General features: G+C 64.6%; 15 protein-coding genes. 4 read left to right on the top strand and 11 right to left on the bottom strand.

The window, feature by feature from the left end:
* Positions 1 to 117: 117 nt before the first annotated feature.
* From NFV80_RS01455 to NFV80_RS01440, 4 genes are all read right to left on the bottom strand, one after another.
* On the bottom strand, positions 118 to 909 hold the full coding sequence (locus NFV80_RS01455; protein WP_296757600.1) for a PEP-CTERM sorting domain-containing protein: 792 nt from the start codon (positions 907 to 909) through the stop codon (positions 118 to 120).
* A 332-nt stretch (positions 910 to 1,241) separates the two neighbouring features.
* A complete protein-coding gene (gene radA, locus NFV80_RS01450) occupies positions 1,242 to 2,621 on the bottom strand; it encodes a DNA repair protein RadA (protein WP_296757599.1) in 1,380 nt (459 codons plus the stop codon).
* Positions 2,622 to 2,623: 2 nt separating this feature from the next.
* Positions 2,624 to 3,736, bottom strand: a complete 1,113-nt coding sequence (alr, locus tag NFV80_RS01445; protein ID WP_295325223.1) for an alanine racemase — start codon at positions 3,734 to 3,736, stop codon at positions 2,624 to 2,626.
* Positions 3,736 to 4,638 (bottom strand): LysR family transcriptional regulator, encoded by a 903-nt coding sequence (locus NFV80_RS01440; RefSeq protein ID WP_295325220.1) that lies wholly within the window; start codon positions 4,636 to 4,638, stop codon positions 3,736 to 3,738. The genes alr and NFV80_RS01440 overlap by 1 nt, the downstream gene beginning before the upstream one ends.
* A gap of 195 nt (positions 4,639 to 4,833) precedes the next feature.
* On the opposite strand from NFV80_RS01440, the gene lplT reads away from it, so the two are divergent.
* Positions 4,834 to 6,096, top strand: coding sequence for a lysophospholipid transporter LplT (gene lplT / locus NFV80_RS01435; protein ID WP_295325218.1), 1,263 nt, complete (start codon positions 4,834 to 4,836; stop codon positions 6,094 to 6,096).
* A 24-nt stretch (positions 6,097 to 6,120) separates the two neighbouring features.
* Here lplT and ipdC read toward each other — a convergent pair whose 3' ends face one another.
* Positions 6,121 to 7,743, bottom strand: a complete 1,623-nt coding sequence (gene ipdC, locus NFV80_RS01430; protein ID WP_295325214.1) for an indolepyruvate/phenylpyruvate decarboxylase — start codon at positions 7,741 to 7,743, stop codon at positions 6,121 to 6,123.
* A 122-nt stretch (positions 7,744 to 7,865) separates the two neighbouring features.
* On the opposite strand from ipdC, the gene NFV80_RS01425 reads away from it, so the two are divergent.
* Positions 7,866 to 8,387 (top strand): Lrp/AsnC family transcriptional regulator, encoded by a 522-nt coding sequence (locus NFV80_RS01425; RefSeq protein ID WP_295325213.1) that lies wholly within the window; start codon positions 7,866 to 7,868, stop codon positions 8,385 to 8,387.
* A 36-nt stretch (positions 8,388 to 8,423) separates the two neighbouring features.
* On the opposite strand, the gene NFV80_RS01420 is transcribed toward NFV80_RS01425, so the two are convergent.
* The 6 genes from NFV80_RS01420 to tsaB all read right to left on the bottom strand — a co-directional run bounded on the left by NFV80_RS01420 (position 8,424) and on the right by tsaB (position 12,505).
* Positions 8,424 to 8,921, bottom strand: a complete 498-nt coding sequence (locus NFV80_RS01420) for a TPM domain-containing protein (RefSeq protein ID WP_295325210.1) — start codon at positions 8,919 to 8,921, stop codon at positions 8,424 to 8,426.
* Positions 8,921 to 9,805 (bottom strand): TPM domain-containing protein, encoded by an 885-nt coding sequence (locus NFV80_RS01415; protein ID WP_295325231.1) that lies wholly within the window; start codon positions 9,803 to 9,805, stop codon positions 8,921 to 8,923. Before NFV80_RS01415 ends, NFV80_RS01420 begins: the two co-directional genes overlap by 1 nt.
* Entirely contained in the window at positions 9,805 to 10,461 is a 657-nt protein-coding gene (locus NFV80_RS01410; RefSeq protein WP_295325207.1) for a LemA family protein, read from the bottom strand. The genes NFV80_RS01415 and NFV80_RS01410 overlap by 1 nt, the downstream gene beginning before the upstream one ends.
* A 96-nt stretch (positions 10,462 to 10,557) precedes the next feature.
* The gene (locus NFV80_RS01405) at positions 10,558 to 11,358 is read right to left on the bottom strand and encodes a uracil-DNA glycosylase (RefSeq protein WP_295325205.1); all 801 of its coding nucleotides are present in this window, start codon (positions 11,356 to 11,358) and stop codon (positions 10,558 to 10,560) included.
* Positions 11,355 to 11,831 carry a ribosomal protein S18-alanine N-acetyltransferase gene (gene rimI / locus NFV80_RS01400; RefSeq protein ID WP_295325201.1) on the bottom strand — a complete coding sequence of 159 codons (477 nt, stop codon included), beginning with the start codon at positions 11,829 to 11,831 and terminating at the stop codon, positions 11,355 to 11,357. The genes NFV80_RS01405 and rimI overlap by 4 nt, the downstream gene beginning before the upstream one ends.
* The gene (gene tsaB, locus NFV80_RS01395) at positions 11,828 to 12,505 is read right to left on the bottom strand and encodes a tRNA (adenosine(37)-N6)-threonylcarbamoyltransferase complex dimerization subunit type 1 TsaB (RefSeq protein ID WP_296757593.1); all 678 of its coding nucleotides are present in this window, start codon (positions 12,503 to 12,505) and stop codon (positions 11,828 to 11,830) included. Before tsaB ends, rimI begins: the two co-directional genes overlap by 4 nt.
* Positions 12,506 to 12,697: 192 nt before the next feature.
* On the opposite strand from tsaB, the gene glgA reads away from it, so the two are divergent.
* Together glgA and NFV80_RS01385 are read left to right on the top strand one after the other, a co-directional pair.
* Positions 12,698 to 13,906 (top strand): glycogen synthase, encoded by a 1,209-nt coding sequence (gene glgA, locus NFV80_RS01390; protein ID WP_295325196.1) that lies wholly within the window; start codon positions 12,698 to 12,700, stop codon positions 13,904 to 13,906.
* Between the two features lie 132 nt (positions 13,907 to 14,038).
* The gene (locus tag NFV80_RS01385) at positions 14,039 to 15,997 is read left to right on the top strand and encodes an alpha-1,4-glucan--maltose-1-phosphate maltosyltransferase (protein WP_295325194.1); all 1,959 of its coding nucleotides are present in this window, start codon (positions 14,039 to 14,041) and stop codon (positions 15,995 to 15,997) included.
* The last annotated feature ends 75 nt before the right edge of the window (positions 15,998 to 16,072 follow it).

The following is a 16,072-nucleotide window of genomic DNA, read 5'->3' as shown; positions in this document are numbered from 1 at the left end:
GGGAACAGCCGGGCCAGCAGCCGGCCCTGGCGCCTGCTCCGACAATGGAAACCAAAGTGCCCCGGCACGCGACGTGCGCGGGGCACTCCGATTCCCGAAAGTGTAGCGCCGAGACGATCAGGCCGCCTTGCGACGACGAACCATCGCCAGCGCACCAATGCCGAGCAGCGCCAGAGTGCCCGGCTCCGGTACGGCCGAGATCGCCATTTCGCCAGACAGGGGATTGTTGAAACCGCCGGCGACCACGTCGTGCTCGAGGATGGCGCCGGCCGTGCTGAACTGGTAGAGATCCAGGCTGCCGCCAGGAAATGCTTTGTAGCCCCAGAGCGTATCGGTCGCCTGCTCATAGGCCAGGCCCGCAATGTCGAGACCAACGGCGTAGCTGTTCAGCAGGTTGCCAGCCAGATCGTACTCGTTGATGACGCCGCCGGAACGCAGCGTGGAAACGAACAGATGCCCGGTCTTGGTGTCGTAGGCGATGCCGGCTGCTTCAACACCGATGTTGAACAACGCTGCCTGATTCGACCAGTCGGCGTTGGCAGATGTGACCACATTCTGACCGGCGCAGCAGGTCGCGCCGTAGTTCGTTCCCTTGCCGTTGGTCGTTCCGTCTAGCAGTTCCGAGATTCGAGCGCCGCCAGGGGAGGTATTGCCGGTCGCCGTGCCGTTCAGATTGTATTCCCTGGCACCCCGGTTGTCGCGATCACCCAGCCAGATGGTGCTGCCAATCGCCACCGGGTAACCGATGCTGAATGTCGAAAACGTATTCACCAGCGTCGCATTGAGAATTTCATACCCGGTCTGACGGTCGCCATCGAAAATGTAATAGGGAGTGGAATTGCCCGCGGCAACGGCCGAGCCGGCAGCGAATGAGCCGACCAGGGCGGCGCAGAGGATTTTCTTCAACATTTGTTACGTCTCCAGAATGGTTAGAGAAAAAGATACAGGTAAGCGGATCATCGCCGTTAACCCGTGCCGCGCTAGAAGCGAAATCCATGCCATACATTCAACTCCCTGTTACGTAGACGTTTTCCTGAACCTTCCCGTACCCCCTGTAAAAAAATTCGACAAGCGGCACGGCTGCGCACGACGTGCGGGAGGCGTCGCATCGGGGATCGTTGCGACTACCAGCAAACTCCGTCTCTTGGGCAGCAGCGCGCACTGCCGCCGCGCCACCGAGCAGCACACGCGGCAAGCATCGCGCCGGCAGACCGCTCGGCAGACGCCGACGCGGGCAAATCTCATTCGATCTCGCGCAGCTTCGCGACCGCTTCGTCGACCCGCCGCACGGCGATCGCCTCGATGCCGGCAATCGGCTGCCTCGGCTGGTTGGCTTCGGGAATCAGCGCACGCGTGAAACCGAGCTTGGCGGCTTCGCGCAGGCGTTCCTGGCCACGCGGCGCCGGGCGGATTTCACCGGCCAGCCCGACTTCGCCAAAGACCACGAGCTTGCCCGGCAGCGCCCGGTTCTTCAGCGACGAGACGATCGCGAGCACCACGGCCAGGTCGGCCGCCGGTTCAACGACCTTGACGCCGCCGACGGCGTTCACGAAGACGTCCTGATCGAAACAGACGATGCCGGCGTGGCGGTGCACCACCGCCAGCAGCATCGCCAGGCGCTGTGCATCGAGCCCGACCGTCAGCCGACGCGGGTTGCCGTGCGCCTGATCGACCAGCGCCTGAATCTCGACCAGCAGAGGGCGCGTCCCTTCCTGGCTGACCAGCACGCAGGAGCCGGGGACATCGGCGCCGTGCTGCGAGAGAAAGATCGCCGACGGATTGCTGACTCCCTTCAGACCACGATCGGTCATCGCAAAGACGCCGATTTCATTGACCGCGCCGTAGCGGTTCTTGACCGCGCGAATCAGGCGATAGCTCGAATGCGTGTCGCCCTCGAAGTAGAGCACGGTGTCCACGATGTGTTCGAGCACGCGCGGCCCGGCCAGCGCCCCTTCCTTGGTGACGTGACCAACCAGGATCACCGTGATGCCTGACGCCTTGGCCAGGCGCGTGAGCTGTGCCGCGCACTCGCGTACCTGCGCGACCGAGCCGGGCGCCGGACTCAATTGATCCGACCACAGGGTCTGGATCGAGTCGATCACCGCCACCCGCGGCTGCACCGACTGCAACGTCGCGAGGATCCTTTCCAGATTGATTTCGGCGAGCAGCTTGAGCCCGCCGGTGACGAGCGAGAGCCGTCGCGCGCGCAGGGCAATCTGCTGGCCGGATTCTTCGCCGCTGACGTACAGTACCTCGTGCGTTGACGACAGGATCGCCAGTGCCTGCAGCAGCAGCGTGCTCTTGCCGATTCCCGGGTCACCGCCAAGCAGCACGACACCGCCGCGGACCAGGCCACCGCCGAGCGCCCGATCGAACTCGCCGATGCCGGTCGGCAAGCGGTCCTCTTCGCGCGCTTCGATGTCCGACAGCGTCTGCAATCCGGCTGCTCCGGCGAGCGCCGCGAAACGTCGCTGGCTGCCGACCGCAGGCGCTTCGGCAACCGTCTCGACCAGCGTGTTCCACAAGCCGCAACCCGGACATTGTCCCTGCCACTTGGCGGCGCTGGCGCCGCACTCGCCGCAGGTGAAGATCGTCTTCGCAGTACCGCCGGCGCGAGCCATGCTCAGACTTCGACGACCGGGACGCGTCGCGCCAGCGCGCAGAACAACTCGTAGCTGATGGTCCCGGCAGCGGCCGCCACTTCGTCGGCCGGCAGGCCCGCGCCCCAGAGGACGACCGGACTGTCCACCGCCGCCGCCGGCAGGTCGGTCAGATCGCAGGCGAGCATGTCCATCGACACCCGACCGAGCGTGCGCGTGCGCTGACCGGCGACGAGAATCGGCGTACCGGTCGGCGCGTGCCGCGGATAGCCGTCGGCATAGCCACAGGCGACGACACCGACGCGCGTCGGCCGTGGTGCGACGAAGGTGCCGCCGTAACCGACCCGTTCGCCGACCTCGATTTCCTGCACCGCCAGGATGCGGCTGTACAAGGTCATCACCGGCTGCAGGCCGAGGCTCGCCGCGTCCTGATCGGCGAAAGGGCTGCCACCGTAGAGCATGATCCCCGGACGTACCCAGGCGTGCGCCGTCTGCGGATATCGCAGGATGGCCGCCGAATTGGCGAACGAAAGCGGCAAGTCTGCCGCTTCCGGCCAGTCGGCGATAATGCGGGCGAAACGATCGAGTTGCCAGGCGATGCAACTCGCACCGCCGGCAGCATCGGCTTCGGCGAAATGCGTCATCAGCGTCACCGGTCCGAGCAGCGAGGCAGCCGTCAGTTCTGCCAGTTCGCGGCGAACGGCAGGCAACTGCTGCCGGTTCAGGCCGAGGCGATGCATGCCGCTATCGAACTTCAGGTAGATCGGCAAGCGCACTGGCAAGGCAGTGCGGCGCAGCATCTGTAGCTGCTCGATCCGGTGGATGACGACGCTGAGCCGGTGCGCGGCACAGACCGCCAGATCATCAGCTTCGAAAAAACCTTCGAGCAGCAGAATCGGCTGGCGAATGCCGGCTTCGCGCAGGGTCACCGCGTCGTCGAGATCAAGCAGCGCGAAGCCATCGGCGACTTCGCCGAGGACGGCCGCGGCGCGCAGCAAACCGTGGCCGTAGGCGTTGGCCTTGACCACCGCCCAGGCCCGTGCACCAGGCTCCTGCGCGCGCGCGCGTCGTCGGGCAAGCAGGTAGTTGTGACGCAGCGCGGCGAGATCGATGCGCGCTCCGATCGGACGCGGCATCAGGCGGAAAGCTCGTGCAGCTTGTTCCTGGCGAAATCGACGAAGGTGAGGACCACCCGCGAGCGGAAGCGCTCCTTCGGGTAGACCAGCGACAGGGTGCGCTTCAGGCGTGGCCGCAGCGGAATGGCAACCAGCGTTCCCAACTGGCGTTCTTTCTCGAAACTCGCCCGCGACATGATCGAGCAGCCCAAGCCTGTCGCAACGACGCCTTTCAGGGCTTCCGGGCTGGACAATTCCATGAGGATCTTGAGCTTTTCCGGCTCCACACCGCACGCGCGCAGGTAATCGTCGGTGACTTCGCGCGTTCCCGAACCCTGTTCGCGGCCGATGAATTCATGCGCCAACAGGCTGCGCGCGTCCACCTCGGTACGCTTGGCGAGCGGGTGGCTCGGCGTGCACGCCACCTGCAATTCATCGTCACCGCACACCTCGCACTGCAGGTTTGGATGATCGGTGGGCGATTCGACCAGGCCGATGTCCAGCGCATGCGCGGCGATTGCATTGCTGATGGTTTCCGAATTGCCGACGGTCAGCCGCGCGCGCACCTGCGGATAACGCACGTTGAATTCGCCGAGGATCGGCGGCAGCATGAACTCGGCGATCGTCGTGCTGGCGCCGACCAGCAGGCCGCCGCTCATCTGCCCGGTCATCTCCGCAACGCGAATGTCGAGTTCCTTCGCCAGCCCGAGAATGCGCTCGGCGTAGTCCAGCACGATCTCGCCGGCCGCGGTGAGCGAGATACGCCCGCCGCCGCGCTCGAACAGGCGCGTGTTGAAGTGCTCCTCGAGTTGCTTGATCTGAAAGGTCACCGCCGGCTGCGTCATGTACAGAGCCTCGCCCGCCTTGGTGAACGAAAGGTGTCTGGCCACCGCATGAAATACCTGTAATCTTCGATCAGCCACCAGATCACTCCCTTCTCGATGCAGCCTTAATTCAACCACAAAACCGTTGTGCCGACCAGAGTGCAGGCGGCGAAGTGCAGGCCGCCAAGCCGCGCCCGCCGAATTGGGCATGTGGAAATGCCGCCGGCTAACAACTTGCTGCCTTTCATGGTATAAGGCCAACACGCATAGAACGGCTGTATTCATAACTATCCAATGCCTTTCGGCTTCTACATCATCATGGCGGCGCAGTTCTTTTCCGCGCTGGCCGACAACGCCCTGCTCATCGTCGCCATCTCGGTTCTGCGTGAAATGCACGCGCCGAGCGCTTACGAGCCGCTTCTGAAGACCTTCTTCACGGTATCCTACGTGGTGCTCGCGGCCTTCGTCGGCGCATTTGCCGATTCGATGGCGAAGGGACGGGTGATGTTCATCAGCAACGGTATCAAGATCGCCGGCTGCGCGATGATGTACTGGAACGTCCACCCGCTGCTGGCGTACGCCGTGGTCGGGCTCGGTGCCGCTGCCTATTCGCCGGCCAAGTATGGCATCCTCACCGAATACCTGCCGCACCGTCTGCTGGTCGTCGCCAACGGCTGGATCGAGGGGCTCACGGTCGGCGCGATCATCCTCGGGGTGGTCCTTGGCGGCACGCTGATCGAGCCCGAGATTGCCCGCGCCCTGCTCGAATTCGATTTCCCGTTCATCGACACAGGGGTGGACACCACGCACGAAATGGCCCTGTGCTTCGTCGCCGGTTCGTATTTTCTGGCCGCACTGTTCAATCTTTATGTTCCGGACACCGGCGTCGATCACCGCGCCCTGCACAAGAACCCCTGGTACCTGTTGCGCGAATTCGGTCACTGCCTGACGCTCCTCTGGCGTGACCGTCTGGGCCAGGTGTCGCTGGCGGTGACCACGCTGTTCTGGGGCGCCGGCGCCACCCTGCAATTCATCGTCATCAAGTGGGCGGAAAGCTCGCTGCACCTCGACCTCTCGAAGTCGAGCATGCTGCAGGGCGTGGTCGCGATCGGCGTGGCGCTGGGAGCGGCCGGTGCGGCGAGAATGGTCACCCTGCGCAAGTCGGTGCGCGTGATCCCGCTCGGCATCGCCATGGGGATCATCGTCCTGGTGATGAACTTCGTGCACTACCTGTGGCTGGCGGTGCCGCTGCTGGTCCTGATCGGCGCTCTCTCCGGTTTCTTCGTCGTCCCCATGAATGCCTTGCTGCAGCACCGCGGCCACATCCTGATGGGTGCCGGTCACTCGATCGCCGTGCAGAATTTCAACGAAAACCTGTCCATCCTGGCAATGACCGGACTCTACTTCCTGATGATCCGCGCCAATGTCTCGATCCCGTTGGTGATCACGCTGTTCGGCATGTTCGTCAGCGCCACGATGTGGCTGGTCAAGGGCCGCCACGAGGCCAATCAGGAATTGCGCGACGACGTGAGCCAGCTCGACGACCAGGCGCGCTGAAGCGCCTCCCCTCGCGAGAAGGGGCTACTTCGCTGCGCTGAGCTGCTTGATGCCAGCCACGAAGCGCGTCAGGGTGTCGGAAATGACGCCACGCGGAATCGTCAGCTCGATCAGCTGGAAGCGGCCACGCGTTGCCACGGCGCGATCGAGCGCCGCCTTCAGTTCGCCGCGCGTCGCCACCCGGATTCCGTCCCCGCCCAGGCCAGAAGCCATTTCGGCAAAGCCCCAATGACCGAGGTCGTTGAACGACGACTGCGGCTGGAATACGCGCAGCATTTCCCAGCTGGCGTTATTGAAGAGCAGGACGATCGGATCCCAGCCGTAGCGCCGACAGTTCCCCAGCTCCCAACCGGTCATCTGGAAAGCGCCGTCACCGACCAGGATCAGCGGCCGCTGTCCGGTTGCGGCTTGCAGGCCGAGGCCCGCCGGCACGCCGAAGCCCATCGTCGCGTAATAGCCGGGAGCGACCAGCGCCGTGTGCTCGACATCCATCGCAGTAAACAGACAGTCGCCGACGTCGGAGGCAATCGGCAGTTTGCCGTGTTCGGCCATCAGATCGTTGATCGCGGCCGCGATGTCGGACGGCGACAGCTTCTCCTGATCGGCAATCATTCCGCGCGGGAACGGCGGGCCCGCCAGCGGCTCGCTGCGCGAACCGACGGGGACGCTTTCCAGCAGGCCCTCCACCAGTGCCGCCAAGGGAATCCGCGGGTAGCTGTGATAGCCCATCGTCACCTGGCCGTCGAGCGCCTGAATCGTCTTGCGCAGGTCGATCTTGCTGGCCGAGACGCCGAAATTGGTGTCGCACACGATCACCCCGAGCAGGAACAGGCCGTCCGAATTTTCGACCGTTTCCGTCACCTCGGGCAGACCGGCAGCCCCCATGTAGGTACCGAGCAGCGGAACGTCGGCGTCGGCGAGCAGGCCACGACCCATGAAGCTCGTGACCACCGGCATCCCGAGCCGGCGCGCCAGTTCGGCCACCCTCGCCTCCAGCCCGTAGCGGCGAACCTCGACGCCGACCATCAGCACCGGCCTCCGCGCTCGTGCCAGGCGCTGACGGATTTCCTCGACGCAGGCGGCGAGCGCTTCCGCATCAACCACCGACGGCTGTTCGGCGCGTACCGGCTGACACGGCACGCCGACCATGTCGCGCGGCAGTTCGATGTACACGGGCCGTGAGTGGCGCCGGCAATTGCCGAGAACGCGCGCGATGTCGGCTGGCGCGCGGGCGGCGTCGTCGAGGCGGACCTGATCGCAACTGATCTCCTTGAAGATCTGGAACTGCGAGTCGAGCGTCTTGGCCTGGTGGTGCAGGAGCAATCCGCTCTTCCCTTCGTTCCTGCCCGGCCCACCCGAGAGGACCACGAGCGGCGATTTCTCGGCATAGGCGGCGGCGACCGGGTTGATCATGTTGAGCGCGCCAGCGCCGTAGGTCACCGCAGCGACGCCGACGCCGCCGAGCATGCGGGCCGCGGCATCGGCGGCAAAGCCGACGGCCGGCTCGTGCGACAGCGTGAATAGCGGCAGTATCTGCGATTCCTCGATGACCCGGAAATACGGCAGCGCGAAGTCGCCGGGAATGCCGAAGATTTGTCGGGCCCCGTGTTCGCGGAGTGCCAGCAGCAGCGATTCGGTAAGATTCATGGTGCGCACCTCCCATTGCTTGGGAAAATACACATGATGCCACCTATGGCGCACAAGAGGTGTTTGAAATGACCGCGAAAAGCCCTAAACTACGCACATTTCATGCACAAAAACGGCGATAAATGTCCAAAATCACCATTGATCGCTACGATCTTGCATTGCTCGACGCGCTCCAGCGCAAGGGTAACGCGACCAACGCAACGCTCGGCGAACAGATCCGCCTCTCTGCGTCGCAAATCAGCCGCCGCATCCAGCGACTGGAGGAAGATGGCATCATCACCGGCTACGTCGCGCAGCTCGCTCCGGCGGCACTCGGCCTGGGCGTTACCGCATTTGCCCAGGTGATCCTCGAACGCCATGGCGATTCGACGAGCGATGCATTCGAAAGCGCGGTGGCGACGATGCCCGAAGTCACCGACTGCTTTTCCGTCAGTGGCGATGCCGACTACATGCTGCGTATCGTCGCTCCCGATCTGGCTGCGTTTTCGCAATTGATGATGAAGCAGCTGCTCCGCCTGCCGGGGGTTGCCCGCATCAAGACCAGCATTGCCCTGCAGACGGTGAAGCAGACGCACGCCCTGCCCCTCGACCACCTGACACAGCCGAGCAAGCCGCGTCAGCGCGTGCGCTACGCGGAAGGCTGACACTGCTCTCCGGCAGGACGCCGGAGCCTGACCGGCTCACAGCAGCAGCGGCGCGTCGGGTAGCTCGTCGTCGCGCTGCGCGTCCGCCGGAAAGTGTTCGCTCAGCGCCTGCGTGATCGTACTCAGCGCGAACAGCGTGCCGCCCTCAAAATCCCCGGTGCGGAAAGCCGTTTCCATGCGTCGGCAGACATCTTCCCAGAACTCCTGGCCGACGCGCGCACTGACCCCGCGATCGGCGACGATTTCAACGCGCCGGTCGATCAGCTGCAGATAGATCAGCACGCCGCTGTTGCGCTCAGTGTCCCACACCCGCAACTGTGCAAACAGGTCGATGGCCCGGGCGCGTGCCGATTGACCGTGCAGCAAGGCGGGCAGCGGCAGGTTGGCTTCGACCACGACGCGCAATTCCCCCTGATGTGTCGACTCCGATGCCGCGATCGCCCGCTCGATCCGCCGCAGCGACGCGACGGGAAACGCGCGCAGCACCCACCAATGCGGCAGAAGCAGATGGCGCAAGAGTCTCGCCAGGCGCATCACCAGTCTCCCGAAGCGCCGCCGCCGCCGAAGCCGCCACCACCGCCGGAAAAGCCGCCCGAGATACCTCCCGAGCCGCCGCCACGGCCCCACGAAATTCCGCTCGAGGACCAGCCGGAACCGCCCGCCATGCCCAGAAACAGCGAGATGACCGCGGCCACGATGCCGAGAACGACGGCGATCAGCAGCGATGAAACGAGCAGGGAAGCGATCACGCCGGCGGTCACGCCGACCACGCCGGCCGCCAGAAATCGCCCGAGAATCGCCCGCAGGACGCCACCCACGACGAAAACCAGAATGAAGCCAATGAACAGAACGGTCTCGAAGCGATCTTCGCCATCCGCCTGCCTGCCGCCCTCGGCACGCGGCGCCGGCAGCGACTCGCCCCGGATCACCTGGAGCATCGTGTCGACGCCGGCGTCGATGCCGCCGGCGAAGTCTCCCTGCCGGAAGCGGGGACTGATCACCTCGCTGATGATCCGCTTGGCGACGGCATCGTTGAGCGCGCCCTCGAGACCGTAGCCGACCTCGATGCGCAGCTTCCGATCGTCCTTGGCAACCAGCAGCAGGGCGCCATCATCGACTCCCTGGCGACCCAGCTTCCACGATTCGACGACGCGCAGCGCGTACTGCTCGATACCCCCGGGCTGGACCGTCGGCACGATCAGCACCGCGATCTGTGACCCCTTGCTGCGCTCAAACGCCGCCAGCTTCGCCTCAAGTGCGGCTTTCCGTTCGTTGCCAAGCGTACCGGTGAGATCCGTCACCCGCGCCGTCAGGGCGGGCACCGCCGGTTGCCGTTCGGCGTCGGCGAAGCCAGCCCCGCAGAACAGCAGCGGGAGCAACAGCCAGGCTGCCAGGCGAACGGCAAGGCGCTGCACGATCAGTAGCTGGGCGCTGGCGAAGCTTTGTTGGAAGCGGTCGCTGCCGCAGGCGCCGGGTGGGTGAAATCGACCCTCGGTGCGTTTGCAATCGCCTTCTCGTTGTCGACGCTGAAATTCGGCTTCGCCGAATAGCCAAAGATCATCGCCGTCAGATTGTTCGGGAAAGTGCGCACCGAAACGTTGTAGCCCTCGACAGCCTTGATGTAACGATTGCGGGCGACGGTGATCCGGTTCTCGGTGCCTTCCAGTTGTGCCTGCAGATCGCGGAATGCCGCGTCGGCCTTGAGCTGCGGATAGTTTTCGGAGACCACCAACAGGCGCGCCAGCGCACTCGACAGACCCGCCTGCGCCTGCTGGAAGCGCGCGAATGCCTCGGCATTGTTGACCAGTTCCGGCGTCGCCTGGATCGCGCCAACCTGCGCACGCGCCTGCGTAACCTGGGTCAGCACGTCCTTTTCGTGACTGGCATAGCCCTGGACCGTGGCCACCAGATTCGGCACCAGATCGGCCCGCCGCTGATACTGGTTGAGCACTTCCGACCACGCCGCCTTGATCGCCTCGTCGCCGGTCTGAAAAGTGTTGTAGCCACAGCCGGAAAGGAGGCTGGCAAGCACGGCCACGATGGCCACGATTCGTCGTTGGATGGGTAAGAGCATGACTTCTTTCCTCGTTTGCAGGTGGAGTGGCTCACCTCACATGGCGACTCTCGCCGATTTATCAAGCAGGCGCAAGCAGGTGCGCAGCGCGTATCGCTAGGAACTCCGCATCAGCGTGCGGGCGCGACACAGATCCTCCCAAGCCTTCGCCTTGTCCGGATGCGTGCGCAGGAGATAGGCAGGATGATAGGTGACCAGCACCGGTATCGCGCGCCCGCCCGCCACCCCGGCATACTCGAACCGGCGGCCGCGCAGGCTGGCCAGCGAGCCGACGTCGCCGAGCAGTGCATGCGCTGCCGCACGCCCCAGCAGAACGATCAACCGTGGCTGCAGCAGCGCGATCTGCCGCTGCAGATACGGTGCGCAGGCCGCGATCTCGGCGGCATCGGGCGTGCGATTGTTCGGTGGACGACACTTGACCGCGTTGGCGATGTACACGTTCTCGCCGCGCCGCAGGTCGATGGCCGCCAGCATCGCATCGAGCAGCTTTCCCGCAGGGCCGACGAAGGGTTCTCCGCGCGCGTCTTCCTCGGCCCCCGGACCTTCGCCAATGAACAGCCAGTCGGCGGCGACGTCACCGACCCCGAGCACCGCCTGCCGGCGCTGTTCGCAGAGCCCGCAGGCACGGCACGCGCAGGCACTCTGGCGCAGTTCCTCCCAGCCCATGCCGGCGATTTCCTCGCAGCGCGCCAGCGCCGGTGTCGGTCCGCTGGTAGCGGCGGACGCTGCCGACACTTCTTCCGCCGGCGCGCAACGCCGCTCGGCCGCCACCGCCGATGACGGCAACGGACGCGCCAGCGAACGCCGCTCGCGAAGCTGCCATTGCGGCGTCAGGCCAATCTCGTGCAGTACCTGCGCCCGCGTCAATGGCAGGGCGCGTGCCTGGCGCTCGCTCATTGCTCCACCCCGGCGAGAGCATGCCGCAGCACCAGCGCGTCCTCGGCCCCCTGTGCGCCAGGATAGTAGGCGCGCCGCAAACCAATCGGGCGAAATCCGAAACGCGCGTACAGACCGAGCGCGGCAACGTTCGAGGGACGCACTTCCAGCAGCACGCTGCTCGCCCCGGAGTTGTGCGCCACCTGCATCGCGTGGCGCAGGAGATGGCCACCAAGTCCCATTCGCTGGCGCTTTTCGGCAACGCTGATATTGAGCAGGTGCGCCTCGTCGATGACCAGCATCAGCACGAAGTAGCCCGACAGCTCTTCGCCGAAGCGGCAGCCCCACACGCTATAGCCGGCAGCGATCGAATCGACGAAATTCCCGCGCGTCCAGGGAAGCCGGTGGACCTGGTTTTCGATCGCGAGCATCTCGTCGAGGTCGCCATGACCCAGCGGCACGAGTTCGAACCGCGGCGCCAGCACGGCGCTCACGCCTTGCCGCCGACGGCGAGGCGTTCGGCGACGGTCAGCGCGACCTTGTTGCGCACGTACAGCGGTATCGCCCCGGCTGCGTCGACCCCCTCGCCACGCGCCAGACGAGGCGCCGCGAGACGCGCCACGGCTGCGGCGTCTGGCATCAGTTCCGGCTGCCACGACTGCACGCAGGCGGCCAAGCGCTGGCGGAGCACCGGATACGCCGCGAGACCATTGCCACAGGCCAGCCAGCCGGCCGCTTCGGGAAGCGGTAGCGCCGCCGGCTGGCAGAGCTCCGGAGCGGCGAGCGGTACGGCGGCAGCGAACTGTCCGCAATAGACCTCGCCCATGCGCGCGTCGAGCAGCACCAGCACCCGTTCGCCACCGCTGGCCAACGCCATCGCGTCCAGCGTGCCGACCGGAACGAGCGGCAGGTCGTGGGCGAACGCCAGTCCCTGCGCGACCCCGCAGGCAATGCGCAGGCCGGTAAACGAGCCTGGACCGGCGGCGAAAGCGATGCCGTCGAGCGCGGCGAAGGCAAGTCCCGCTTCCGACATCGTCGCGCAGAGCAAGGGCAGCAGGGTCTGCGAGTGCGCCACGCCCGGCGGGCAGGCGCGCCGCAGTACCACACCGTCGCTCCAGACGGCGATCGAGCCCTGTTCGGTGGAGGTTTCGATGGCGACCAGATTCATCGGCCGCATTCTACCCGTGCGCCGCGCCGACGTCGTCAAATGTCGCCGGCAGCGGCCTTCGCGAGCCGGCGGTGCCCCCCGGACGCGCCGCCAGCATGGCCGGCAAATGGCTTTCCCGATACAATGTGAGTGCCTTCCCACGACGCGTCGACGACGCCTCCACCTCACAACCAAAGCTTAGAAAGTGCCGCGATGAAAGTAATGCTATTGACGCGCGAATACCCTCCCTACGTCTACGGCGGAGCCGGTGTTCACGTCGAGTATCTGTCTGGCGAGCTCGCCAAACTGATGCACGTCGAAGTCCGTTCCTTTGGCGACCAGGACACCGTAACCGATGGGGTACGGGTCAAGGGCTTCCCGTTCGGCAAGGGCAGTTTCGCGCACGTGGACAAGAAACTGAGCGGCGCCCTGGATACCTTCGAGACCAACCTCGAGACCCTCAGCGAGCAGGTCGATGCCGATCTGGTACACGTGCATACCTGGTACGCACACCTCGGCGGAATCCTCGCGAAAACCCTCTATGGAATCCCGCTGGTCCATACGGTGCACTCACTGGAACCGCTGCGCCCGTGGAAACGCGAACAACTGGGCTGCGGCTATGACATGTCATCGTGGATCGAACGGACCTCGCTGAGCATGGCCGACGCCGTGATCGCGGTCTCGCAGGGAACCAAGCGGGACATCCTGGAACATTTCGACATCGATCCGGACAAGATCACGGTGATCTACAACGGCATCAACGTCGACCAGTACCACCCGACCGACGAGACCACGGCACTCGAGAAATACGGGGTCGATCCGGAGCGACCGATCGTCCTCTTCGTCGGCCGGATCACGCGGCAAAAGGGCATCGTTCACCTGGTCAATGCAGTCAAGTACATCAACCGCGACGCGCAGGTCGTGCTCTGCGCCGGCGCGCCCGACACCAAGGAAGTGCTCGCCGAAATGGAGGCGGCGGTCAAGCACGTTCGCCACGACGGTTTCCAGAACCTGATCTGGATTCGCGAGATGGTGACCAAGGAAGAGGCCATCGAACTCTACTCACACGCCACCGTCTTCTGCTGTCCGTCGATCTACGAACCCTTCGGAATCATCAATCTCGAAGCCATGGCCTGCCGTACCGCCGTCGTCGCGAGTGCCGTCGGCGGCATCAAGGAGGTCGTGGTGGATGGCGTGACCGGTTTCCTGGTGCCGCTCGAGCAATTGCACGTCGCACCGTTCGAGCCGGTCCATCCGGACGTTTTCTCGCGCGACCTGGCGGCGGCGATCAACAAGGTGCTCGACGATCCGGAACTCGCCGATTCGATGGCGGCAGCCGGTCAAGAGCGTGCGCGTGAAGTCTTCAGTTGGCCGAGCATCGCGCAGCAGACCAAGCGACTCTACGATTCGCTGGTGAAGTAGCAGGCGCTACGGTCGATCGAACTGGGCACGAGCCTCTTCGGTCGATCGCTCAGTGACGGCCCGCACGGACCGTCCGGTTCAGGACTTGACTGTCTCCGGGATTTGCCCGGGGCAGGATTTAGGAGCAGGATCATGGTTCCCCAAGAATATCCCCGTCTGATCATCGAAGCCGTCGAGCCGCAGGTAGACGGTGGCCGTTTCCCGATCAAGCGCGTCGTCGGCGAGAAGGTCACGGTCAGTGCCGACATCTACAAGGAAGGGCACGACAAGCTGGCGGCCGTGCTCAAGGCGCGCCCGGTCGGTGACCGGCAATGGCGGGAGAGCCCGATGACGCAGGGCGACAACGACCGCTGGTTCGGCGAATTCATGGTCGACGCGATCGGACGCTGGGAATACACCATCGAGGCATATGCCGAGCGCTATCTGTCGTGGGTAGACGAGATCGGCAAGAAGAGCGTGCCGGGAGCCGACCTCCGGAGCGAGTTGCTCGAAGGTCTGGCGGTTCTGAAGAAATCTGCGACGCTGGCGGAAGGGGAAGACCGCGACCGCATGGCGAGCATCATCAATGCGATCGAAACGGCGTTGGCCGCCGGAGAACAGCGTGGCGCGATCGATCTCGGCATCGGCAAGGTGATGAACACGATGATGGCCACTTACCCGGATCGCAGCGAGGGATATCAACTGGCGCCGGCACTGACCATCATGGTGAATCGGCCGATCACCCGCTTCGCCGCCTGGTACGAGTTCTTTCCGCGCTCGCAGGGCGCCGTTCCCTATCGGCACGGCACGCTGCAGGACAGCATCCGGCGCCTGCCAGCGATCAAGGCAATGGGTTTCAACGTTGTCTACCTGCCGCCGATCCACCCGATCGGGCACCGCTTCCGGAAGGGCAAGAACAACAGCCTCGTCACCGTCCCCGGCGACGTCGGCAGTCCCTGGGCAATCGGCAACAAGCACGGCGGCCACATGGCGCTCGAACCGCAGCTCGGAACCTGGGACGACTGGGACCAGTTCGTCGCCACCTGCCGCCAACTGGAGATCGAAATCGCTCTCGACTACGTGATGAACTGTTCGCCCGACCACCCGTATGTCGCGGAACATCCCGAGTGGTTCTTCCACCGCCCCGATGGTTCGATCAAGTACGCCGAGAACCCGCCCAAGAAATATCAGGACGTCTACCCGCTCAACTTCGGAACCAGCGACCGCGCCGGACTGTGGCAGGAAATGTTGCGCATCTTCCTGTTCTGGATTGACAAGGGGGTCACCACCTTCCGTGTCGACAACCCCCACACCAAGCCTGTGCCGTTCTGGGAATGGGTGATCGGCGAAGTGCACCGCAAACACCCGGAAGTCATCTTCCTGGCCGAAGCCTTCACCAAGCCTAAGATGATGCGGCTGCTGGCCAAGGTCGGTTTTGCCCAGTCCTACACCTATTTCACCTGGCGCAACCACAAGCACGATCTCAGCGACTACGTCGGCGAGCTGACCTGTGGCGAAATGAAGGAATACTTCACCGGCAACTTCTTCGCCAACACGCCGGACATTCTGCCGCCGATCCTGCAGTTCGGCGGTCGTCCGGCGTTCATCATGCGCGCCGTGCTCGCCGCCACACTGTCCAGCGTATACGGCATCTACAGTGGCTACGAGCTGTGCGAAAACGAGGCGATCCCGGGCAAGGAGGAATATCTCGACTCCGAGAAATACGAAATCCGGGTACGCGACTGGAACGTACCGGGAAACATCGTCGACGTCATCACGCGGATCAACGCCATCCGCCAGGAATGCCCGGCCCTCCACTCTTACAACAACGTCGTCTTCCTGGCGACCGACGACCCGAACATACTCGCCTACGCCAAGATGACCGAAGACCGTTCGGACATCGTCATCTGCGTGGTCAACCTCGACCCCTTCCACAAGCACTGGTCGCTGCTGCACATCCCTCTCGACACCTTCGGCATCGGCCACGACGAGCAGTACCAGGCGCATGACCTGCTCTCGGACGAACGCTACCGCTGGAGCGGGCCATCGGTCTACGTCGAACTGACCCCGCCGGACAAGATGGCGCACATCATCAAGGTTCGCCGCTGGTAATCGACGCGCCCGGGCGGGCGGCCACGGCCTGCCCCGATTTGCCGCGCTCCGGTCACCCGCTGGCAACCGGAGCGC

Source organism: Accumulibacter sp., from assembly GCF_023806565.1.
Lineage (GTDB): Bacteria > Pseudomonadota > Gammaproteobacteria > Burkholderiales > Rhodocyclaceae > Accumulibacter.
Note: the sequence above shows the minus strand (reverse complement) of the source record. Positions and strands in the feature narration are given on the sequence as shown.

Coding starts and splice junctions, on each gene's coding strand:
- NFV80_RS01410 (WP_295325207.1), bottom strand. CDS start 10,461: ATGCTCTTACCCATCCAACGACGAATCGTGGCCATCGTGGCCGTGCTT.
- NFV80_RS01405 (WP_295325205.1), bottom strand. CDS start 11,358: ATGAGCGAGCGCCAGGCACGCGCCCTGCCATTGACGCGGGCGCAGGTA.
- radA (WP_296757599.1), bottom strand. CDS start 2,621: ATGGCTCGCGCCGGCGGTACTGCGAAGACGATCTTCACCTGCGGCGAG.
- NFV80_RS01455 (WP_296757600.1), bottom strand. CDS start 909: ATGTTGAAGAAAATCCTCTGCGCCGCCCTGGTCGGCTCATTCGCTGCC.
- glgA (WP_295325196.1), top strand. CDS start 12,698: ATGAAAGTAATGCTATTGACGCGCGAATACCCTCCCTACGTCTACGGC.
- alr (WP_295325223.1), bottom strand. CDS start 3,736: ATGCCGCGTCCGATCGGAGCGCGCATCGATCTCGCCGCGCTGCGTCAC.
- ipdC (WP_295325214.1), bottom strand. CDS start 7,743: ATGAATCTTACCGAATCGCTGCTGCTGGCACTCCGCGAACACGGGGCC.
- lplT (WP_295325218.1), top strand. CDS start 4,834: ATGCCTTTCGGCTTCTACATCATCATGGCGGCGCAGTTCTTTTCCGCG.
- NFV80_RS01385 (WP_295325194.1), top strand. CDS start 14,039: ATGGTTCCCCAAGAATATCCCCGTCTGATCATCGAAGCCGTCGAGCCG.
- NFV80_RS01425 (WP_295325213.1), top strand. CDS start 7,866: ATGTCCAAAATCACCATTGATCGCTACGATCTTGCATTGCTCGACGCG.
- tsaB (WP_296757593.1), bottom strand. CDS start 12,505: ATGAATCTGGTCGCCATCGAAACCTCCACCGAACAGGGCTCGATCGCC.
- NFV80_RS01420 (WP_295325210.1), bottom strand. CDS start 8,921: ATGCGCCTGGCGAGACTCTTGCGCCATCTGCTTCTGCCGCATTGGTGG.